Origin of the sequence: Xanthobacter autotrophicus (genome assembly GCF_030015065.1) — a bacterium.
Taxonomy (GTDB): domain Bacteria; phylum Pseudomonadota; class Alphaproteobacteria; order Rhizobiales; family Xanthobacteraceae; genus Xanthobacter; species Xanthobacter autotrophicus_D.
This window is the reverse complement of the sequence record NZ_JAIVFN010000042.1, coordinates 1-18,750: the sequence shown is the minus strand read 5'-3', so window position 1 is coordinate 18,750 and position 18,750 is coordinate 1. Positions and strand designations below refer to the sequence as shown.

Annotated in this window: 16 protein-coding genes; 9 read left to right on the top strand and 7 right to left on the bottom strand. The window is 70.0% G+C overall.

All coding sequences use genetic code 11. The features are described 5' to 3' along the window. Window position 1 precedes the first annotated feature (1 nt). Complete coding sequence (locus K9U40_RS10740; protein ID WP_282890189.1) at window positions 2–1,309, bottom strand: NAD(P)/FAD-dependent oxidoreductase; 1,308 nt, start codon at window positions 1,307–1,309, stop codon at window positions 2–4. Window positions 1,310–1,491: 182 nt separating this feature from the next. Between K9U40_RS10740 and K9U40_RS10735 the strand changes: the two genes are divergently transcribed. Next, window positions 1,492–2,067, top strand: a complete 576-nt coding sequence (locus K9U40_RS10735; protein WP_282890188.1) for a hypothetical protein — start codon at window positions 1,492–1,494, stop codon at window positions 2,065–2,067. 313 nt (window positions 2,068–2,380) lie between these two features. Then, window positions 2,381–5,293, top strand: a complete 2,913-nt coding sequence (locus K9U40_RS10730) for an EAL domain-containing protein (RefSeq protein WP_282890187.1) — start codon at window positions 2,381–2,383, stop codon at window positions 5,291–5,293. 234 nt (window positions 5,294–5,527) lie between these two features. Here K9U40_RS10730 and K9U40_RS10725 read toward each other — a convergent pair whose 3' ends face one another. The 5 genes from K9U40_RS10725 to K9U40_RS10705 all read right to left on the bottom strand — a co-directional run bounded on the left by K9U40_RS10725 (window position 5,528) and on the right by K9U40_RS10705 (window position 9,439). Continuing rightward, complete coding sequence (locus K9U40_RS10725) at window positions 5,528–6,112, bottom strand: YcgN family cysteine cluster protein (RefSeq protein ID WP_282890186.1); 585 nt, start codon at window positions 6,110–6,112, stop codon at window positions 5,528–5,530. Between the two features lie 36 nt (window positions 6,113–6,148). Further along, entirely contained in the window at window positions 6,149–6,754 is a 606-nt protein-coding gene (locus K9U40_RS10720) for a hypothetical protein (protein WP_282890185.1), read from the bottom strand. Next, window positions 6,751–7,251 carry a hypothetical protein gene (locus K9U40_RS10715; protein WP_282890184.1) on the bottom strand — a complete coding sequence of 167 codons (501 nt, stop codon included), beginning with the start codon at window positions 7,249–7,251 and terminating at the stop codon, window positions 6,751–6,753. Before K9U40_RS10715 ends, K9U40_RS10720 begins: the two co-directional genes overlap by 4 nt. A 339-nt stretch (window positions 7,252–7,590) precedes the next feature. After that, window positions 7,591–8,817 (bottom strand): GGDEF domain-containing protein, encoded by a 1,227-nt coding sequence (locus K9U40_RS10710; protein ID WP_282890183.1) that lies wholly within the window; start codon window positions 8,815–8,817, stop codon window positions 7,591–7,593. Window positions 8,818–8,998: 181 nt separating this feature from the next. Next, window positions 8,999–9,439, bottom strand: coding sequence for a hypothetical protein (locus K9U40_RS10705; protein WP_282890182.1), 441 nt, complete (start codon window positions 9,437–9,439; stop codon window positions 8,999–9,001). 111 nt (window positions 9,440–9,550) lie between these two features. Between K9U40_RS10705 and K9U40_RS10700 the strand changes: the two genes are divergently transcribed. Next, on the top strand, window positions 9,551–10,465 hold the full coding sequence (locus K9U40_RS10700; RefSeq protein WP_282890181.1) for a diacylglycerol/lipid kinase family protein: 915 nt from the start codon (window positions 9,551–9,553) through the stop codon (window positions 10,463–10,465). A 48-nt stretch (window positions 10,466–10,513) separates the two neighbouring features. On the opposite strand, the gene K9U40_RS10695 is transcribed toward K9U40_RS10700, so the two are convergent. Next, window positions 10,514–10,930, bottom strand: coding sequence for a hypothetical protein (locus K9U40_RS10695; protein WP_282890180.1), 417 nt, complete (start codon window positions 10,928–10,930; stop codon window positions 10,514–10,516). 227 nt (window positions 10,931–11,157) lie between these two features. On the opposite strand from K9U40_RS10695, the gene K9U40_RS10690 reads away from it, so the two are divergent. The 6 genes from K9U40_RS10690 to K9U40_RS10665 all read left to right on the top strand — a co-directional run. Then, the gene (locus tag K9U40_RS10690; RefSeq protein ID WP_282890179.1) at window positions 11,158–12,639 is read left to right on the top strand and encodes a replicative DNA helicase; all 1,482 of its coding nucleotides are present in this window, start codon (window positions 11,158–11,160) and stop codon (window positions 12,637–12,639) included. A 101-nt stretch (window positions 12,640–12,740) separates the two neighbouring features. Further along, window positions 12,741–13,814, top strand: coding sequence for an alanine racemase (gene alr, locus K9U40_RS10685; protein WP_282890204.1), 1,074 nt, complete (start codon window positions 12,741–12,743; stop codon window positions 13,812–13,814). A gap of 338 nt (window positions 13,815–14,152) precedes the next feature. Further along, on the top strand, window positions 14,153–15,619 hold the full coding sequence (radA, locus tag K9U40_RS10680) for a DNA repair protein RadA (protein WP_282890178.1): 1,467 nt from the start codon (window positions 14,153–14,155) through the stop codon (window positions 15,617–15,619). 146 nt (window positions 15,620–15,765) lie between these two features. After that, the gene (locus K9U40_RS10675; RefSeq protein WP_282890177.1) at window positions 15,766–16,470 is read left to right on the top strand and encodes a CvpA family protein; all 705 of its coding nucleotides are present in this window, start codon (window positions 15,766–15,768) and stop codon (window positions 16,468–16,470) included. 22 nt (window positions 16,471–16,492) lie between these two features. After that, window positions 16,493–18,052 carry an amidophosphoribosyltransferase gene (purF, locus tag K9U40_RS10670; RefSeq protein ID WP_282890176.1) on the top strand — a complete coding sequence of 520 codons (1,560 nt, stop codon included), beginning with the start codon at window positions 16,493–16,495 and terminating at the stop codon, window positions 18,050–18,052. Between the two features lie 73 nt (window positions 18,053–18,125). Then, window positions 18,126–18,750, top strand: a 625-nt coding sequence (locus K9U40_RS10665) for an SDR family NAD(P)-dependent oxidoreductase (RefSeq protein ID WP_282890175.1), incomplete at its 3' end; no start/stop codon positions are given.

Sequence of the window (18,750 nt, the reverse complement as noted above, 5' to 3'; positions counted from 1 at the left end):
CTCAGAACCGCGCGGCGACGAGATGCGCGAGGCCGGAGCCGGCGGCGTAGACCGCTTCCCGCGCCGGACGCCAGCGGGCCGGCTGCACCGCGCTCGGCGGCAGCGGAACGTCGGCCTCACGCACGCGGCCGAGCACGAGGTCCGCCAGCAGCGCGCCGAACACGGTTCCCGGCCCGATGCCGCGTCCGTTGTAGCCGGCCACGGCGACGCCGGTGCGCCCCAGCCGGTGGAAGCGTGGCAGGGCGTCGGCGGTCATGCCGATCATGCCGTGCCAGCCCGCCTCGAAGGCCACCTCGGAGGCCACCTCGGAGGCCATCTGGCCGAGCTGCGGGTAAAGCCGAGCCAGCGCCCGCCGGACATAAGCACGATGAATAGCCCCGCCGACGCGGTCGAGGGCGCCGACGCTGCCGAACACGAGGCGGCCCGCCGCGTCCAGCCGGAACGAGGTGAGGATGGGCTGCGTGTCCCAGGCCCCTTGCCGCCCGGGCAGGATGGTGCCCCGCACCTCCTCCGGCAACGGCGCGGTGGCGAGGTTGAAATAGGGCAGGTGCACCTGCTCGCGCCGCAGCGGGGCGAACGGCCCGGTACCGTAGGCGTCGGTGGCGGCGATGAGATGATCGGCCTCGACATGCCCCGCCGGCGTGGCGAGCCGCCAGCCGGCGGCGGTCTCCCCGGCCGCGGTCACCGGGCTGGAGATGAAGATCTGCGCGCCCGCGGCCAGGGCCGCCCGCGCCAATCCCCGCGCATAGGCGAGGGGCTGGAGGGTACCGGCCCGCAGGTCGAGCAGCGCGCCGGAAAAGGCGCCCCCGCCCACCATGGCCCGGGCTTCGCCGGCGTCCAGCAGCCGCACCGGCGCGCCGCGCGCCTGCCACTGGGCGGCGCGGGCCTCGATCTCGGCGCGGCCGGCGGTGCCCACCGCGCAATGCAACGTGCCCACCGGCGCCGCCTCGCAGGGGATGGCGTGCCGTGCCACCAGATCGAACACCGCCTGCGGCGCCGCGCCAAGGAAGGCGATCAGCGCCTCGCCCCGCGCGGGACCGAGGGCGGAGAGGATGGCGTCCGGCATCACCCACAGGCCGGCATTGACAAGGCCCACGTTGCGCCCGGCGCCGCCGAAGCCCACCTCCGCCGCCTCCAGCACCACCACCCGAGCCCCGGCCTCGGCGAGGCGGAGCGCGGCCGAGAGGCCTGCATAGCCCGCCCCCACCACCGCCACGTCGGCCCGAACCGCGCCCGACAGCGGGGCGAGGGCCGGCGCCGGCGGGGCGGTGGCGTCCCACAGGCCGTGGGATCGGGGGGTGATCGGCATCCGGGCGACCTTTCGCTCAAGCCGCGGCCCGGCTGCCCCGGACCGGGCCGAAACCCGCCCGTCGCTGCACCGCGGGATCACTAAAATTTAAGCCTTGCCTGGTTAAGTGGCAGCACGATTTTGTGTTTTCGGGTCCCTTTTGGTATGAGGGGCCCCCAGTTATGGTTTATCGGAGCTGCGTGATGGCAAGTCCGCGCGTCTATGTTTACCAGTTCGCCTCCGGCGCCCAGTGGGCCGCCGGGGACAGCGTGGAGACCTATCTCCGCCGGCTTCTCGATGTGGATTTCGCCCAGGCGCTGCGTGCGGACCGGCTCGCCGCCGTGACCGCCTTCCTCGACGAGGCGTTCCAGCTCGCCCACACCATCGGCTGGAGCGGCGGCGCCCGCGAGTTGCCGCAAATGTTCTCGCTGCCCGGCATGCCGGCGGAAGAGGCCATCCACATGATCGCCTGGGAGCAGGAAGACGGCGTCGCCTATATCGCCTCGCCCTATCCCCTGCCGTGGCTCGACGCCAAGGCCTCGCGCACCACCGATTCCGAGCGCGCCGTACCGGCCGAGGACCTCCATCCCGCGCCCCCCGCCGCCCGCCCCGCGCCGCAGCCGCCGCTGGAGGTGATCTCCGCGCGGGCCGAGGAAGCGGTGGAGGAAGCCCTCGACCCGTTCTCCGAATATGTGCGCCGCGAGGAGGCCGCCCGCCTCACCCGCGAGCCCACCCCGCTCTCCACCGACGACCGGGACAACGCCCGCCGCTTCTTCTGAGCGTCCGGACCACGGCTTGCGATGCGCGCCCCCACGGGCGCGCATTTGCTTTTTCGGCCCCGAAAGGTACGGCGGTATCATAAAGCCGCAATGCGCCTTGCTCCGGCCGCACGCCTTGGCTAGGGAATTGGGTGCGCCGGACCATCCCCGGCGCTCATGCATTCCTCATGGATGAGCTTGAGCTCTTGCCGTCCCGCGCTTTGCGTCGCACCTTCGGCAGGCTGCCCTCCTCAACCGAAACTCGGCCCGGCAGCAGTCCGGGTGCGGAGACCTGACATTGCGGTCGTTGCTCGCTCGCGTCATCGCTCTGCCTATGGCGTTTCTCGTGGCGCTCCTGCTGGCGCTGGTTCCGGCGCTGACGCTGCCTGCCGGCGGTGCGCAGGCCATGGAGGCCATCGCCCTGCGCCTCGACGCCAAGGTGGTGGACCTCCTGCCCGCCGTGCAGCGCGAGACCACCGAGGACGGCCGCTACCAGATCTCCACCGCGCCGGACGCGGAAGGCGTGGTGCGGCGGATCGAGGTGCCCACCTCCGACGGGCGCGGCCACGGCGACTGGATCGCCTTCGCGCTGACCAATAACACCGACGAGCAGGTGGACCGCCTCATCGTCGCGCCGCACTATCGCATGTCCGGCTCCGGCCTGTTCTGGCCCGATCTCGGCAACCGGCGCATCGTCTCGCTGACCCCGAGCCAGGGCTTCAAGCCGGAACGGCAGACCGCCCCCGACGCCGACGTGTTCCTGATCACCCTCGATCCCGGCTCCACCGTCACCTTCGTGGCGGAGCTGGGCAGCCCCACTCTGCCCCAGCTCTATCTGTGGGAGCCGGACGCCTACAAGGACCGGGTGAACGCCTTCACCCTCTACCACGGCATCGTCATCGGCATTGCCGGCCTCTTGGCGCTCTTCCTCACCATCCTGTTCGTGGTGAAGGGCTCGGTGATGTTCCCGGCGGCGGCGGCCCTGGCCTGGGCGGTGCTGGGCTATATCGGCCTCGACTTCGCCTTCTGGTCCAAGGTGTTCGGCCTCTCCCCCCTCGCCGAGCAGTTCTGGCGGGCGGCCGGCGAGGCCATCCTCACCGCCACCCTGCTGGTGTTCCTGTTCGCCTATCTCAACCTCAACCGCTGGCATGTGCGCTATGTGCACGTGGCCGCCGGCTGGCTCACCTTCCTCGCCGCTTTGGTGGCGGTGGCGCTGCTGGACGCGCCCATGGCGGCCGGCATTGCGCGCCTGTCGCTGCTGGCGGTGGCGGTGGCCGGGCTCGGCGTCGTGATCTGGCTGTCGCAGCATGGCTATGACCGGGCGGTGCTCATCATCCCCACATGGTCGCTGCTGGTGGTATGGGTACTCATGGCCGGACTCACGGTGGCGGGCTTCGTCACCAACGATCTCGCCGCCCCCGCCCTCTCCGGCGGCCTGGTGCTGATCGTGATGCTCATCGGCTTCACGGTGATGCAGCACGCCTTCGCCGGCATCGGCGGCATCCAGGGCTCCACCTCGGAGCTGGAGCGCCGGGCGCTGGCGCTGGCTGGCTCCGGCCTCATCGTGTGGGACTGGGATGTGGACACCGACCGCATCTACACCTCCCCTGAGGCCGAGGAGGCCCTGGGCCTCAAGCGCCATTCGCTGGAGACCGAAGCCGCCGGCTGGCTGGAGGTGCTGCACCCCGCCGACCGCGACCGCTTCCGCGCCACCCTGGACGGCATCATCGACCAGCGCCGCGGGCGCATCGACCAGGATTTCCGCCTCAGGGCCATCGACGGCCACTATCTCACCTTCAACCTGAAGGCCCGCCCGGTGGTGGGCGCCGACGGCGAGGTGGTGCGCTGCGTCGGCACCCTCATGGACGTGACCGGGGAGCGCATCGCCGCCGAGCGCCTGCTGCACGACGCGGTGCGCGACAACCTCACCGGCCTGCCCAACCGGGAACTGTTCCTCGACCGGCTCAGCCAGTCCCTCACCATGGCGCGCCTCGACGACAAGGTGAAGCCGACGGTGATGGTCATCGACCTCGACCGCTTCAAGCAGGTCAACGTGCAGGTGGGCATGGCGGTGGCCGATTCCATCCTGCTCACGGTGGCCCGCCGCCTCATGCGCCTCCTGAAGCCGCAGGACACGCTGGCGCGCATCTCCGGCGACCAGTTCGGCATGATCCTCATGTCCGAGCGCGACGCCGAGCGCATCACCACCTTCGCCGACACCCTGCGCCGCTCGCTGCGCGCGCCCATCGCCTTCGCCGACCGGGAGGTGTTCGTCACCGCCTCCATCGGGCTGGTGCTGGCGGGCCCCGACCAGACCAAGCGCGACGAGGTGCTGAAGAACGCCGAGCTGGCCATGTATTACGCCAAGCGCATCGGCGGCGACCGCATCGAGGTGTTCCGCCCGGCCATGCGCCAGCAGAAGATCGACCGCGTGGTGCTGGAAGGCGAGCTGCGCGAGGCCCTCGCCAACAACCAGATCTCGGTGCGCTACCAGCCCATCGTGCGCCTGGGCGACCGGGCCATCGGCGGGTTCGAGGCCTATATGCGCTGGAACCATCCGCGTCTCGGCGAGCTGGCCGCCTCCGAATTCCTGCTGCTGGCGGAAGAGACCGGCCTCATCCTCGACCTCGGCCTGTTCGTGCTCGACGCCGCGGCGCGCCAGCTCGGCCAGTGGCAGCGCATGCTGCGGGTGGACCCGCCTTTGTTCATGCATGTGAACGTCTCGTCCCGCCAGCTGCTGCGGCACGATTTGATCCAGGACCTGAAATCCGTGCTCGCCCGCAATGCGGTGGCGCCCGGATCCCTCAAGCTGGAAGTCACCGAGAGCCTGGTGATGGAGAACCCCGAATATGCCGCCGTGGTGCTCGGCCGCATGCGGGAGCTGGGCGCGGGCCTGTGCCTAGACGATTTCGGCACCGGCTATTCCGCCCTCTCCTATCTCCAGCGCTTCCCGTTCGACAGCGTGAAGATCGATCCGCGCTTCGTGCGCGACACCGCCAAGGGCTCCGCCCGCGCGGCCCGGCCGGTGATCGTCGGCGCGCTGATCGACCTGGCCCACGACCTCGGCATGGACGTGATGGCGGAGGGCCTGGAGAAGGAGACGGAAGCCGGCGAGATGGCCCGCTTCGGCTGCGAATACGGCCAGGGCGTCGTCTTCGGCGAGCCGCTCACCGCCGAGGAGTGCCGCACCCTGATCGAGCCAGCGCCGGTGGAAACGCGCAAGAAGCGCTCGACCGCCGCGGGATAGAGCGTTTCCGAACGAGGTGGCGCCCGCTCGCGTGAAGAAACCGCGTCAACACAAGGACCGGGAGCGCCGCCCGCCTGCTAGAGCACGCGCCGATCTGCTTGCAGCGCAAGCTGATCGGGCAACGCGTTCTCTTTCTTGAGTTTAGAGGGCGATTCACCGAGCAAATTGAACCAATTTGCTCGGATCGCGCTCTAAGGGGGACTGCCGCCGTTCGCCCGTCAGGCATCCCGGGCGTCAGACCTCCGCGGTGCCTGCCTTCGGGCCGTGCCGGCGACGGGCAACGCCCCCGGCTGCGATCTTCGCTCCACCTTTCGCTCCCCTGGGCCAGCGCACCGGCCAGGCAACGATGTGGTCCACCAGCTCGAACAGGCCGAACGCGTTTTCGCTGCCGGCCACCTTGCCCGCCACCGATACGCCCGCCGCCGCGACGCTTGCCGGATCGCCCGAGACCAGGGGATGCCAGAAGGGCAGGTCCTTGCCCTCCCCCACCAGCCGGTAGGCGCAGGTGGGCGGCAGCCAGGACAGGGAGGCGACGGCCTCCGGGGTCAGGCGCACGCAATCCGACACGATCTCCGAGCGGCGCTCGTAATCGGCGCAGCGGCAGGTGTCGGTGTCCAGCAGGCGGCAGCCCACATCCGTATAGGCCACCCGCCCCGTGTCCTCGTCCTCCAGCTTCACGAGGCAGCAGCGACCGCAGCCGTCGCACAGGCTCTCCCACTCGGCCGCGGTCATGGCCGCAAGGGGCTTGGCGCGCCAGAAGGGGAGGCCGGCACCATCGTGCGCGGGGGCGTCCAGGGGTGTGTCTTCGGGGCTGGTCATGGGCGCCCTCTATCACACCCCGGCGGCGGCGTCCGCTCACTCGAACACGAGCATCATCTCGTAGATGACGGGTTGCGCCGCCCGCATGGCGGGGGCGTCGGAGCGGAAATCCCGGTCCCCGTCCACATCATCCGCCGGCGTGCCCGGCGTGGGCTCGAGGCGCAGCAGCAGCCGGCATCCGGGGCGCGCCAGCCGGCCGCCGTTCCAGTCGGTGACGGTGCCGCCATAGTCCCAGCCGAAGCCGGCCATGGTGAAGGGCGCGCCGTTGGCCGCCTCCACGGCCGCAAGGCTCGATCCGATCCCGAGGCCATCCGCCGTCTTCCACCCGGATTGCGCCGCCACCGACACATGGGTCGGCCGCTGGCGCCGCTTCTCGTCCTTCCAGACGATCTCCACCCGCCGCGCGGCATCGCGGGGAAACAGCACCGTGGCCTTGAAGCGGGTGCCCTCCGGCCCCGGCACGGTGCGGAACACCACGTTGCCAGCGCCGAAGCGCGTGGCGAGCGCCGCCTCGCTTGCGTCCCGCGCGAAGGGACCGGCGCAGTCGAAGGGCGGCAGCCCCGCCGATACCGGGCGGGCGGGCGCCGCGAGGGCGGTCCCGGTGGCGAGCGCTGCAAGGCAGAGGCCGCCTGGAAGCGTCATCCGGCGGAGCATGTGGCCCGGCCCCTGTAGGTCCGCTCGAAAGCCTTGCCGCCGTCCACGCCGGCGAGGAAGAGCTTCAGCTCGTAGCGCCCGGCGAAGGCGGCCTCGTCCTCGCCCCGGCTGCGGGTGCGCAGGACCAGTTCCAGCGACCCGAACGGCGCCTCCGCCCGCTCGTGATAGAGGTGCAGCCTCAGCTCGTCGCCGTGGAACCAGTGATGGGCGAGGGCGGCGCCGTCCATCTCCACCCTGGCGAAGGTGGGCGGCGTATCCTTGCCCCTGGCATTCAGCTCCGCGCGGAAATTGCTGAAGGAGGCGGCGAGCCCATGGGAAAAGACCGCCTCCGCCTCGAAGGCGATGGCCTTGTCGTCGATGCTGCAATTGAGGGTGCCGGTGGCCCCGGCGGGCACCGCCCCGGCGTGCACGAGCACAGCCGCAACGACACACCGCCAGACGCCGACGCCCAAGCCTCCCCGGCGCGGCCGGACCGCGAGCCCCATGGTCTCCTCCCGCAACGTCATCCCGGCTTAGCCTAAAGCGGGATGGCGTCCGGTTGAAGCGGCCTGAACGGCGGGCCCGCGCCCGGCGCCGGCGTCAGGAGCGGCGGCCGGCGTGGGTATAGTAGTCGGCAAAGGCGAGGATCAGCGCGAAGCCGACGAAGGCCACGACGATGCCGGTCACCACGAGAGCAGTCTGCGCATCCATTTCGGCCTCCCTGAGATGCGATCCACCCGCTGCGCAGGCCCGGCTCCGCCGCGTGGATCGACACGACCCGCCCGGCCCCGGCCTGCTGTTTCAGGAAGGCTAGGCAGCTGCCTCGCGCGCGACTTTGATCTGGATCAAGCGGCGCCCTGGCCGACCGGCGAGACCAGCGCCCCGACGGCATCGGTGAGGATGCAGTCGCGGCCGGCCCGCTTTGCCGCATAGACCAGCTCGTCGGCCCGGTGGAGGAGGTCCGCGAGATCCTCGCCGCGCCGGCGCTCGGCGACGCCGAAGCTCGCGGTGACCACGAACCCGGCCGGCAGCATGGAGAAGGCGGTGCCGCGCAGGTCCGTGCGCATGCGCTCGGCGAACCCGCAGGCGCCATGGAGGTCGGTGCCGGCGAGCAGCATCACGAACTCCTCCCCGCCGCGCCTTGCCGCCACGTCCCACGGCGCGGCGAGGCGGGCGATGAGGCCGCCCACGGTGGCGAGCACCAGGTCGCCCGTCGCATGGCCGAACGTGTCGTTGATGGCCTTGAAGCGGTCGATGTCGCAATAAACGAGGCTCAGGGGGTGGCGCGCCGCATCGGCCATGAGCTCCCGCGCCCGGTCGTCGAAGCCGCGGCGGTTGGCGAGGCCGGTCAGGGGATCCATGCCGCCCTGCCGCTTCAGGTCGTCCATGGCATCGACGGCGATGGCGCCGAGCAAAGCGAGCGCCACCAGCAGGCCGCTGACCAGGAGCGAGAAGTTGAGCACCTGCCAGAAGGGCGAGTGGCTGAACATCCGGGCGAGGGCGTCCGGGTCGGCCCCCTCCTGGCTCAACCGGTCGAGGACGAAGAGATCCGGCGAGATGGACATGGTCAGCATGGTGCGCACGAAGAAATGGAGACCGAACAGGAGGAAGACCCAGAACAGGATCCGGTCCACCGTGCGCCGGCCGCTGGCCCCGAAGATCTGCACCGCGGCAAACAGGAACATGAGCCCGTAACCGAAATTCTGCACATAGATGCGGGCGACGAGGTTCCGGTCGACATACATGAAGTAATAAAGCAGCCCGAGGATCAGCACGGACACGACGGCAAGAGCCAGGGCGGAGCCCGCCTTGCCGAACCGGGCCATGACCCCCTGCACGAGGCAGAAGATGCCAAACGTGTAGATCAGGGCCGAGACCATGGTGTTGAGCCCCACCCCCGGCGGGATACGGAGCAATTGCGACAGCGCCGCGATGGCATAGGCGCAGAAGGCCACCGCGAAGAAGGGCACGTAGCGCCGCTCGCGATGGTGGAGCCAGACAAAGAGAAAGACGCAGGCGACAATGAACGCGACGGCCGGGCCGGCCATGAGATAAAGGCGTCCCTCGGACATGCTCTGCCTATGGGCGCCACCTGCGGGACGCCTCCCCCTTGCGCCGTGATCGCCGCGTCGCCCTCCGCGCCGCTCGCGGCCGCCTTGCATTCTACCGCCCCGCAACTTGGACGTGGCCCTACGCAGAAAGTCAAGGCGGACCGAGGCTTCGCCGGCCGCGCGGGGACAGCCGCGCCCCGCCCTATTTCCGGTAGGCCCAAAGGCGAAGCTCGTGCTTCAGCCGCCGGAAATCGTAGAAGGTGAAGGCAAGGAACAAGGTGGCGAGGAGGGCCAGCACCAGCGACACGCCGGTCGCCCAGCCCAGCGCCGAGGACGAAAAATCGTAGACGAAATAGGCCACCAGCGCGGTCACGGCCACCGCACCGCCGAAATAGAGCCGGGTATCGAGCCGGGCCAGCAGCATGCCGACGCCCACCCAGATGAGGACGGCGAGCAGGATCGCCCAGCCGAGCCCCAGGCCGAACTGCCGCGCCACGAAATGCCCGCCGGCGCCGCACAGCACCACCGATGCGACCAGAAGCAGCAGCCCGGCCCGCAGGCGCAGGATGGACGGGGAGGATGCCCGCCTCGGCGGTGTCGGCGGGACAGGCGATGCGTTGGAGGGCGAGGGCGCGCTGGCCATGTTTGGTACCCTTGAGGAGAATCACCCGGCCCGGCCCCGTGGCCCCGGAAGCGGGAACCTTATGGCCGCGCCGGCGCTTGAGCCGGTCTGGAGGATGCCACGATGCGGCGGATGCGGGTTGTACTCAATGCCAAAGCGGGAACCGTGCACGACATGGGTCCCGAGCGGGTCCGCGCCATCGTGGATGACGCCCTCACCCGCCCTGGCACCGACGTGGACGTGGTGGTGGCGCAAGGGGACGCACTGGCGCGCGCCATCGCCTCCGCCGAGCGCGACGGCTACGATACGGTGGTGGTGGGCGCGGGCGACGGCACCGTCTCCCATGCCGCATCGGTGTTTGCCAATACCGATGTCACCCTCGGCGTGCTGCCGCTCGGCACCATGAACCTGCTCGCCTACGACATCGGCCTGCCCCGCGACCTGGCCGGCGCGCTCGATGCCCTGCTGAAGGCGCGACCCATGCAGGTGGACGTGGGCCTCCTGAACGGCCGCGCGTTCCACGGCGTCTCGGGTGTGGGCTTCTTCAGCCAGATGGCGCTTGCCCGGGAGCAGTTGCGCGCGCAGCGCGGCCGGGTGCTGGGCTGGCTGATGGCCCTGGGCAAGGCGCTGGTCAGGTCCGGCCGCATGTCCATCGAGGTGGAGGTGGCGGGGGTCCGCGAGCCCATGGAGGCCTACGCCGCGCTGGTGACGGTGAATGCCTTCGACGCCCCCGGCTGGCACCGCTCGCGGCTCGACGGCGGGCTGCTGGAGGTGCTGGTGGCGGAAGACCGCGGCACCCTGGCGCGCCTGAAGACCGGCGCGGAGGTATTGGTGGATGCCTGGCGCGACAAGCCGGGCATCCGCGCCTTCCAGGCCCGGCGCGTCACCATCCATGCCCGGCGCGAGCGCGCCTGGGTGGCCACGGACGGGGAAGTCACCCGGGAAAGCCTGCCCTTGCGCTATGCGGTGGCCCCCGGCGCTCTGAAGCTGCTGGTGCCGCCCGCCGCCATCCAGTGGCGCGAGCACGACGCGCAGGCCGTGACCTGACGCGCGAGGCGGCGCGAGCCTTCTCCCGCCTCACCGGACCGACAGGCCTCAGTTGGCGCCATCGTCGTTGCTCTCGCCGCAGGTATAGCCGACGAAGCAGCGCGGATTGTCCGACGTGGCGATCCACGCGGGCTTGGTGATCTGGTCCCCGGCGCAGAACCGCTCGTCGCGCACATAGCGCCGGGCGTTGCCGTTGCCGGTGGGAATCAGGATGACGCCCTGGGTGCGCACCACCTGGGCGATGCCGCCGCAGGTGGAGGGCGGGACCGGAATGGCCATCATGCCCTCGGGGGGCGGGGTGTTCTGGCCGTAGATGGCGGTTCCGTCGAGCGGCACCGGCACGCCCGTCGCGCCGAGATCGGGCGGCGGCGCCAGGGGATCGCCGCTTTGGGCGAGGGCCGGACCGGCCAGCAGAACAGCGCCGAACAGGGCGGCGGACAATGTCGCGACGCGATGAGACCGCATGATTCCCCCGCAAACTGACCGAGAACCCAGCCTCTATCCCAGGCCGGGGAGCGAGGCAAAGGGAGCGACCGAATTCACGCTCCTCACATGTTATTACACGAACGAATCGAGGGTTGTTCCCATGATTCACCGCTGTGGACGGAAGGTCGCAGGGCTGGCCCAAACAGCGGTTCCGAAGGGGCTGCGATCTGGTACACAATCAGTCCATCCAGCGGAACCTTGGCGCCATGCTCGATCTTCCCAACACGGGCGATCTCGAACCGACCTATCGTCAGGCTCCGCACAATCTGGAGGCGGAACAGGCTCTGCTCGGCGCCATCCTCGTCAACAACGAGGCGTTCTACCGGGTCTCGGACTTCCTCGAGCCGCGGCACTTCTACGAGCCCATCCATGCCCGCATCTTCGAGCTGTCGAGCGCGCTGATCCGCGCCGGCAAGCTTGCCACGCCGGTCACGCTGAAAACCTTCCTGCCCGCGGACCTCGACGTGGCGGGGCTCTCGGGCCCGCAATATCTCGCCCGCCTCGCGGCGGAAGCGACCACCATCATCAATTCCGAGGACTACGGGCGCACCATCTACGACCTCTCGGTGCGCCGCGACCTGATCCGCATCGGCGAGGAGATCGTCAACGAGGCCTTCGACGCCCCGGTGGACGCCACCCCCCAGGGCCAGATCGAGCAGGCCGAGAAGCGGCTCTACGAGATCGCCGAGACCGGCCGCTACGACGGCGGCTTCCTGCGCTTCGGCGAGGCGCTGCGCGAGGCGGTGGACATGGCCTCCAAGGCCTTCCAGCGCGACGGCCACCTCTCCGGCATCGCCACGGCGCTGGACGACCTCGACCACCAGATGGGCGGCCTGCAGCCGTCCGACCTCGTCATCCTCGCCGGCCGTCCGGCCATGGGCAAGACCGCGCTCGCCACCAACATCGCCTTCAACATCGCCGCCGCCTATCGCGGCGAGACGAGGCCCGACGGCTCCATCGAGACCGTGTCGGGGGGTGTCGTCGGCTTCTTCTCGCTGGAAATGTCGGCCGAGCAGCTCGCCACCCGTATCCTTGCCGAACAGGCCGAGATCGCCTCCTACAAGATCCGCCGCGGCGACATCTCCGAGAGCGAGTTCTCCAAGCTCGCCGCCGCCGCCCAGACCATGCAGACCATCCCGCTCTATATCGACGACACCGGCGGCCTCTCCATCGCCCAGCTGGTGGCGCGGGCGCGGCGGCTGAAGCGCCAGCGCGGACTTGATTTCATGGTGGTGGACTATCTCCAGCTCCTGTCCGGCTCGTCCAAGAGCTCGTCCCAGGGCCGGGTGCAGGAGATCACCGAGATCACCACCGGCCTGAAGGCCTTGGCGAAAGAGCTGCAAGTGCCCATCATGGCCCTGTCCCAGCTTTCCCGTCAGGTGGAAGCGCGCGATGATAAGAGGCCGCAATTGTCGGACCTGCGCGAATCCGGCTCCATCGAGCAGGACGCCGACGTGGTCATGTTTGTGTTCCGGGAGGAATATTACCTTAAAGGCAAGGAGCCGAAGGCCGGCACAGAGGAGTGGTTCAAGTGGGAGATCGAGATGAAGGCGGCCGAGAACACGGCCGAGGTCATCATCGGAAAGCAGCGTCACGGTCCAACCGGGACGGTGAAGGTGCATTTCGAGCCCCAGTTCACCCGCTTCTCCAACCTGGCGCGGGAGGACCACCTGCCGGAGCGCCGCTGAGCGAGCCCTCCCCCGAGGAGGCTGCCGCCCGGGCCGCGGCCCGCGCCGCCGCGGAGGAGGTCGCCGAGCGGGAGGCGCGGGAGGCCGGCGCCGTCCTCACCATTGATCTCGGCGCCATCGCCGACAACTGGCGCACCCTCGCGGCGCTCGCCGCCCCGGCCGAATGCGCCGCCGTGGTCAAGGCCAACGCCTATGGCCTCGGCATCGACAAGGTGGCCCCGGCCCTGTGGCGGGCCGGCGCGCGCACCTTCTTCGTGGCCCATTTCAAAGAGGCCGTCGCGCTCCGCGCGCTGCTGCCCGAGGCCACGATCTACGTGCTGAACGGCCTCCTGCCCGACTGCGCCGGCGACTATGCCGCCGCGAACCTGCGGCCCGTGCTGGGATCGGCGCCGGAAATCTCCGACTGGAGCGACTTTTGCCGCGACAACGGCGCAAGGCTGCCCGCCGCCATCCATGTGGATACGGGCATGCACCGGCTCGGCCTGTCGCTGGAGGAGGCGGTGCAGCTGTCCGGCACCTTCCGCCTGCTGGGCTTCACGCCCAGCCTCATCATGAGCCATCTCGCCTGCGCCGACATGCCCGGCCACGTGCTCACCGCCCGCCAGCGCATGGTCTTCGCCGACGTGGTGCGGCGCTTCCCCGGCATCCCGGCGTCGCTGGCCAATTCGGCGGGCACCCTGCTCGGCCGCGACTTCCGGTTCGAGCTGGTGCGGCCGGGCATCTTCCTTTATGGCGGCGTCGCCATAAACGGCGTGCCGCCCCTGCGGCCGGTGGTGAGGCTGGAGGTGAAGGTGGTGCAGGTCTCCACCGCCCCGGCCGGCGAGACGGTGGGCTACGGCGCCGCCGAGCGGCTGAAGCGGCCGAGCCGGCTCGCCACCGTCTCCATCGGCTATGCGGACGGCCTGTTCCGCGCCGGCGGCTCCACGGATGCCGCCAAGGGGGTGGAGGCGATCCTCCACGGCCAGCGCTGCCATCTGGTGGGCCGCGTCTCCATGGATCTCGCCACCCTCGACATCACCGACCTGCCGGAAGGCATGGTGCAAAGGGGCGATACCGCGGTCTTCCTCGGCGACGGCATCAGCGTGGACGACCTCGCCGCCCGCTCCGGCACCATCGGCTACGAGGTGCTCACCTCGCTGGGCGCCCGCTACGCCCGGCGCTATGTGGGCGGGTGAGGCGCCGGCCCGCCACCTCGCCGAAGCCCGTCTCAACCCGGTGGCGCCCCGCCCGGAAGCGGACTGCTACCGGGGCTCGTCGGCGCCGCAGACCGCTCCGGCAATTGGCAGCACCGCCCACAGGTGCCATCTGGACTGCATGTTCTCATTTTGTACGCTAGAGCACGCGCCGATCAGCTTGCATCGCAAGCTGATCGGACAACGCGTTCTCTTTCTTGAAGTTAGAGGGCGATTCACCGATCAGATTGATTCAATCTGATCGGATCGCGCTCTAATGGATGAGCGCAGGGGGATTCGCTCCGCAATCTGATCGGCGCGTGCTCCAGCGGAACGAGGTCATGGCAAAGCGCGACACGTCCTTCATCTGCCAGTCCTGCGGCGCGGCCTATCACCGCTGGCAGGGCAAGTGCGAGGCGTGCGGCGCCTGGAACACCCTCGCCGAGGAAGTGGCCGTCACGGCCAGCGTGCCGGCGGCCCAGCGCTCCGGCCGCAAGGGCCGCGCGGTGGCGCTGGAGACCCTTCAGGGCACCGCCACGCCCGCCCCCCGCATGGTGTGCGGCATCGGCGAGCTGGACCGGGTGGCGGGGGGCGGCTTCGTGCCCGGCTCGGTGCTGCTGATCGGCGGCGATCCGGGCATCGGCAAGTCCACTTTGCTGGTGCAGGCCTCGGCGGCGCTGGCGGCGCGCGGTCAGCAGGTGGTCTATGTCTCCGGCGAGGAGGCGGTGGACCAGGTGCGCCTGCGCGCCCAGCGCCTTGGGCTGGAGCAGGCACCGGTGGGCCTCGCCGCCGAGACCAATGCCGAGAACGTCATCGCCACCCTCTCGGGCGGCCCGCCTGTTCACATGGTCGTGATCGACTCCATCCAGACCATGTGGTCGGACAGCGTGGAGTCCGCCCCTGGCACGGTGACGCAGGTGCGCACCTCGGCCCAGCTGCTGGTGCGCTACGCCAAGCAGACCGGCGCCTGCGTGATCCTGGTCGGCCACGTCACCAAGGACGGCCAGATCGCCGGCCCCCGGGTGGTGGAGCACATGGTGGACGCGGTCTTCTCCTTCGAGGGCGACGGCGGGCACCAGTTCCGCATCCTGCGCGCCCAGAAGAACCGCTTCGGCCCCACCGACGAGATCGGCGTGTTCGAGATGACCGGGCGCGGCCTGTCCGAGGTGGCGAACCCCTCCGAGCTGTTCCTGTCCAACCGCGACGCCGGCGCGCCGGGCACCGCCGTGTTCGCCGGCATGGAGGGCACGCGGCCGGTGCTGGTGGAGATCCAGGCGCTGGTGGCGCCCTCATCGCTGGGCACCCCGCGCCGCGCCGTGGTGGGCTGGGACCCCAACCGCCTCTCCATGGTGCTCGCGGTGCTGGACGCCCGCTGCGGGGTGCGGCTCGGCGGCCACGACGTCTATCTCAACGTGGCGGGGGGCCTGAGGATCGGCGAGCCGGCGGCGGACCTTGCCGTTGCGGCCGCTTTGGTCTCCTCCCTCACCGGCGCGCCCTTGCCGGCGGACGCGGTCTATTTCGGCGAGGCGAGCCTGACCGGCGCGGTGCGGCAGGTGGCGCAGGCCGCCGCCCGCCTGAAGGAGGCGGCGAAGCTGGGCTTTGCCCGCGCGGTCCTGCCCTCCGGCGGGCTCGACGGGGTGGACGCGCAGGTGGCGATCCAGCCCGTCGCCTCGCTGGCGGAGCTGGTGGCGGCCATCGCGGCCTGCGCACCCCGCCGGGCTGCCATGCGCGAATCGCGCGACGGCGCCACCCGCGAGCATCGCCCCCGGGCCGTGGAGCACGCCGAATGGTCCGACGAAGAGGGCTGATGACGCGGGCAACGATGCAGGAAGGTGACGCGAGCCGGCGCGCAAGCTATATGAGCCGCGCGGCGGGGTCCCACCAGGCAGCCACCTGGACGGCATGCCGCGCGCATGCGCGCGTCGCGATGCGCCGATGACGGAACAATGCGCCGATGCCTGTGACCTTGCTCGACATCATCGTTCTGACGGTCTTGCTGATTTCGGGGCTGCTGGCCATGGTCCGCGGCTTCCTGCGCGAGGTTTTTTCCATCCTGTCATGGGTGGTCGCCGCCGGCGTGACCTTGTATTTCCACAAGCAGCTCCTGCCGGTCGTAAAGCAATACATCTCGCAGGATACGGCTGCACTTGCGGTCACCGTGGCGGTGCTGTTCCTCGGCACGCTTCTTGTCGCGTCGATCATCACGGCGCGCATTTCCGATGTCGTGCTCGACAGCCGAATCGGCGCGCTGGATCGCACCCTCGGTTTCATGTTCGGGCTGGGGCGCGGCCTGCTCCTGCTGGTGATCGCCATGCTGTTCTTCAACTGGCTGGTGCCGCCGGAGAAGCTGCCGCCGTGGGTCGCCAACGCAAAATCCCTGCCGGCCATCCAGAGCGCGGGGGAGTGGCTTAAGGCGCAGTTGCCGGATGACCCTGAAAACACCATCTTGAACAAGTTGAAGAAGCCGCCCGCCGGAGAGGAGGGCGACACGCCCGCCGCCCCGGCCGCCCCGACGGGGGGGCAGCGTTCGGATTTGGGGGGCACCACAAGACCAGCCGGGTCGGCTGACGCATCCACGGCGGGGGTCAAACCCTACCGCTCCACGGATCGCCAGGGCCTCGACCAGCTCGTCGCCAGCACGCGCGGCGCCGGCCAGTGAGCCGCCCGAGCGGAGGTGCATGATGGATTGCGACAGTGACGCCCCGATGAATTCGGGGGGGCGGGGCGAGCGGCCCCTTTCCGAGGACGACCATCCCCAGCGGGCGGAGCTTGCGCGGGCTGAGCTTGAACGGGCGGATCTCGACCTCGACGGCGACCGCCTCCGCGAGGAATGCGGCGTCTTCGGCGTCTACAATCACCCGGAGGCGGCGGCCATCACCGCCATCGGCCTGCACGCGCTCCAGCATCGCGGCCAGGAAGCCGCTGGCATCGTCTCCTATGACGGGCGGCGCTTCCATTCGGAGCGGCGGCTCGGCCTTGTGGGCGACGCCTTTTCCGACGCCAGCGTCATCGCCCGCCTGCCCGGCGACATGGCGGTGGGCCATGTGCGCTACTCCACCACCGGCGAGACCCTGCTGCGCAACGTGCAGCCCTTGTTCGCCGAGCTCGACGCCGGCGGCTTCGCCGTGGGCCACAACGGCAACCTCACCAACGGCCTGACCCTGCGCAAGCAGCTGGTGCGGGACGGGGCCATCACCCAGTCCACCACCGACACCGAGGCCATCCTCCATCTGGTGGCCCGTTCCAAGAAGCCGCGCTTTATCGACCGCTTCACCGACGCTTTGCGCGCGCTGGAAGGGGCCTATTCGCTGGTAGCCCTCACCAACAAGAAGCTGATCGGCGCCCGCGATCCCCTTGGCATCCGCCCGCTGGTGCTGGGCTCGCTGGACGGCTCGCCGATCCTCGCCTCCGAGACCTGCGCCCTCGACATCATCGGCGCGCGCTATGTGCGCGACGTGGAGAACGGCGAGGTCATCGTGATCGACGAGGACGGCCTGCAGTCCTTCAAGCCGTTCCCGGAGATGGCGCCGCGGCCCTGCATCTTCGAGTACATCTATTTCGCCCGGCCCGATTCCGTGGTGGGCGGGCGCTCGGTCTACCAGGTGCGCAAGAAGATGGGGCAGGTGCTGGCCGAGGAGAGCCCCGCCAACGCCGACGTCATCGTGCCGGTGCCGGATTCCGGCGTGCCGGCGGCCATCGGCTATTCCCAGCTCTCCGGCATCCCCTACGAGCTGGGCATCATCCGCAACCATTATGTGGGGCGCACCTTCATCCAGCCCACCCAGTCCATCCGCGACCAGGGCGTGCGCATGAAGCATTCCGCCAACCGTTCGGTGGTCGAGGGCCGTTCCATCGTGCTGGTGGACGACAGCCTGGTGCGCGGCACCACCTCGGTGAAGATCGTGCAGATGATGCGCGACGCCGGCGCCAAGGAGGTGCATTTCCGCATCGCCTCCCCGCCCATCACCCATCCCGACTATTACGGCATCGACACCCCGGACCGCGACAAGCTGCTGGCAGCCACCCACGACCTGGAAGGCATGCGGCGCTATATCGGCGCGGATTCGCTGGCCTTCCTGTCGGTGGACGGTGTCTACCGCGCCATGGGCTATGAGGGCCGCGATCCGGTGAAGCCGCAATTCACCGACCACTGCTTCACCGGCGACTATCCCACCCCGCTCACCGACCGGGCCGGCGCCGTGGGCCAGCAGCAGCTCTCGCTCCTGGCCGAGGCGAGCTGAGGCCGCCGCCTGAAAACCCTCTCCCCGGCCTGCGGGAGAGGGTGCCCGTTCCCCTTCAGTCCACGGAAGCCGCATGACCGCCGACCGGCCCCTCGCCGACAAGATCGCCCTCGTCACCGGCGCCACCCGCGGCATCGGCGCGGCCACCGCCATCGCGCTGGCCCGGGCCGGCGCCCATGTGATCTGCGTGGGCCGCTCGGACAGCGGGCTTCAGGACATCGACGACAACATTCGCGCCGTGGGCGGCACCGCCACCCTCGTGCCCCTGGACCTCAAGGATTTCGAGGCCATCGACCGCCTCGGCGGCGCGCTCTACGAGCGCTACGGGCGGCTCGACGTGTTCGTGGCCAATGCCGGCGTGCTCGGCCCGCTGTCGCCGCTCGGCCATGTCTATCCCAAGGACTGGGACGACATCGTCGCGGTGAACCTCACCGCCAACTGGCGCTGCGTGCGCTCCTTCGATCCGCTCTTGAAGCTGTCGCCGGCCGGGCGCGTGGTGATGATCTCCTCCGGCGCCGCCCACAAGGCGCGGGCCTATTGGGGACCCTACGCCCTCACCAAGGCGGGGCTGGAAGTGCTCGCGCGCACCTGGGCGGCGGAGAGCGTCTCCGGCAATCTCAAGGTGAACCTGTTCAATCCCGGCCCCATCCGCACCCTGATGCGGGCCAAGGCGTTTCCGGGCGAGGACCCCATGACCC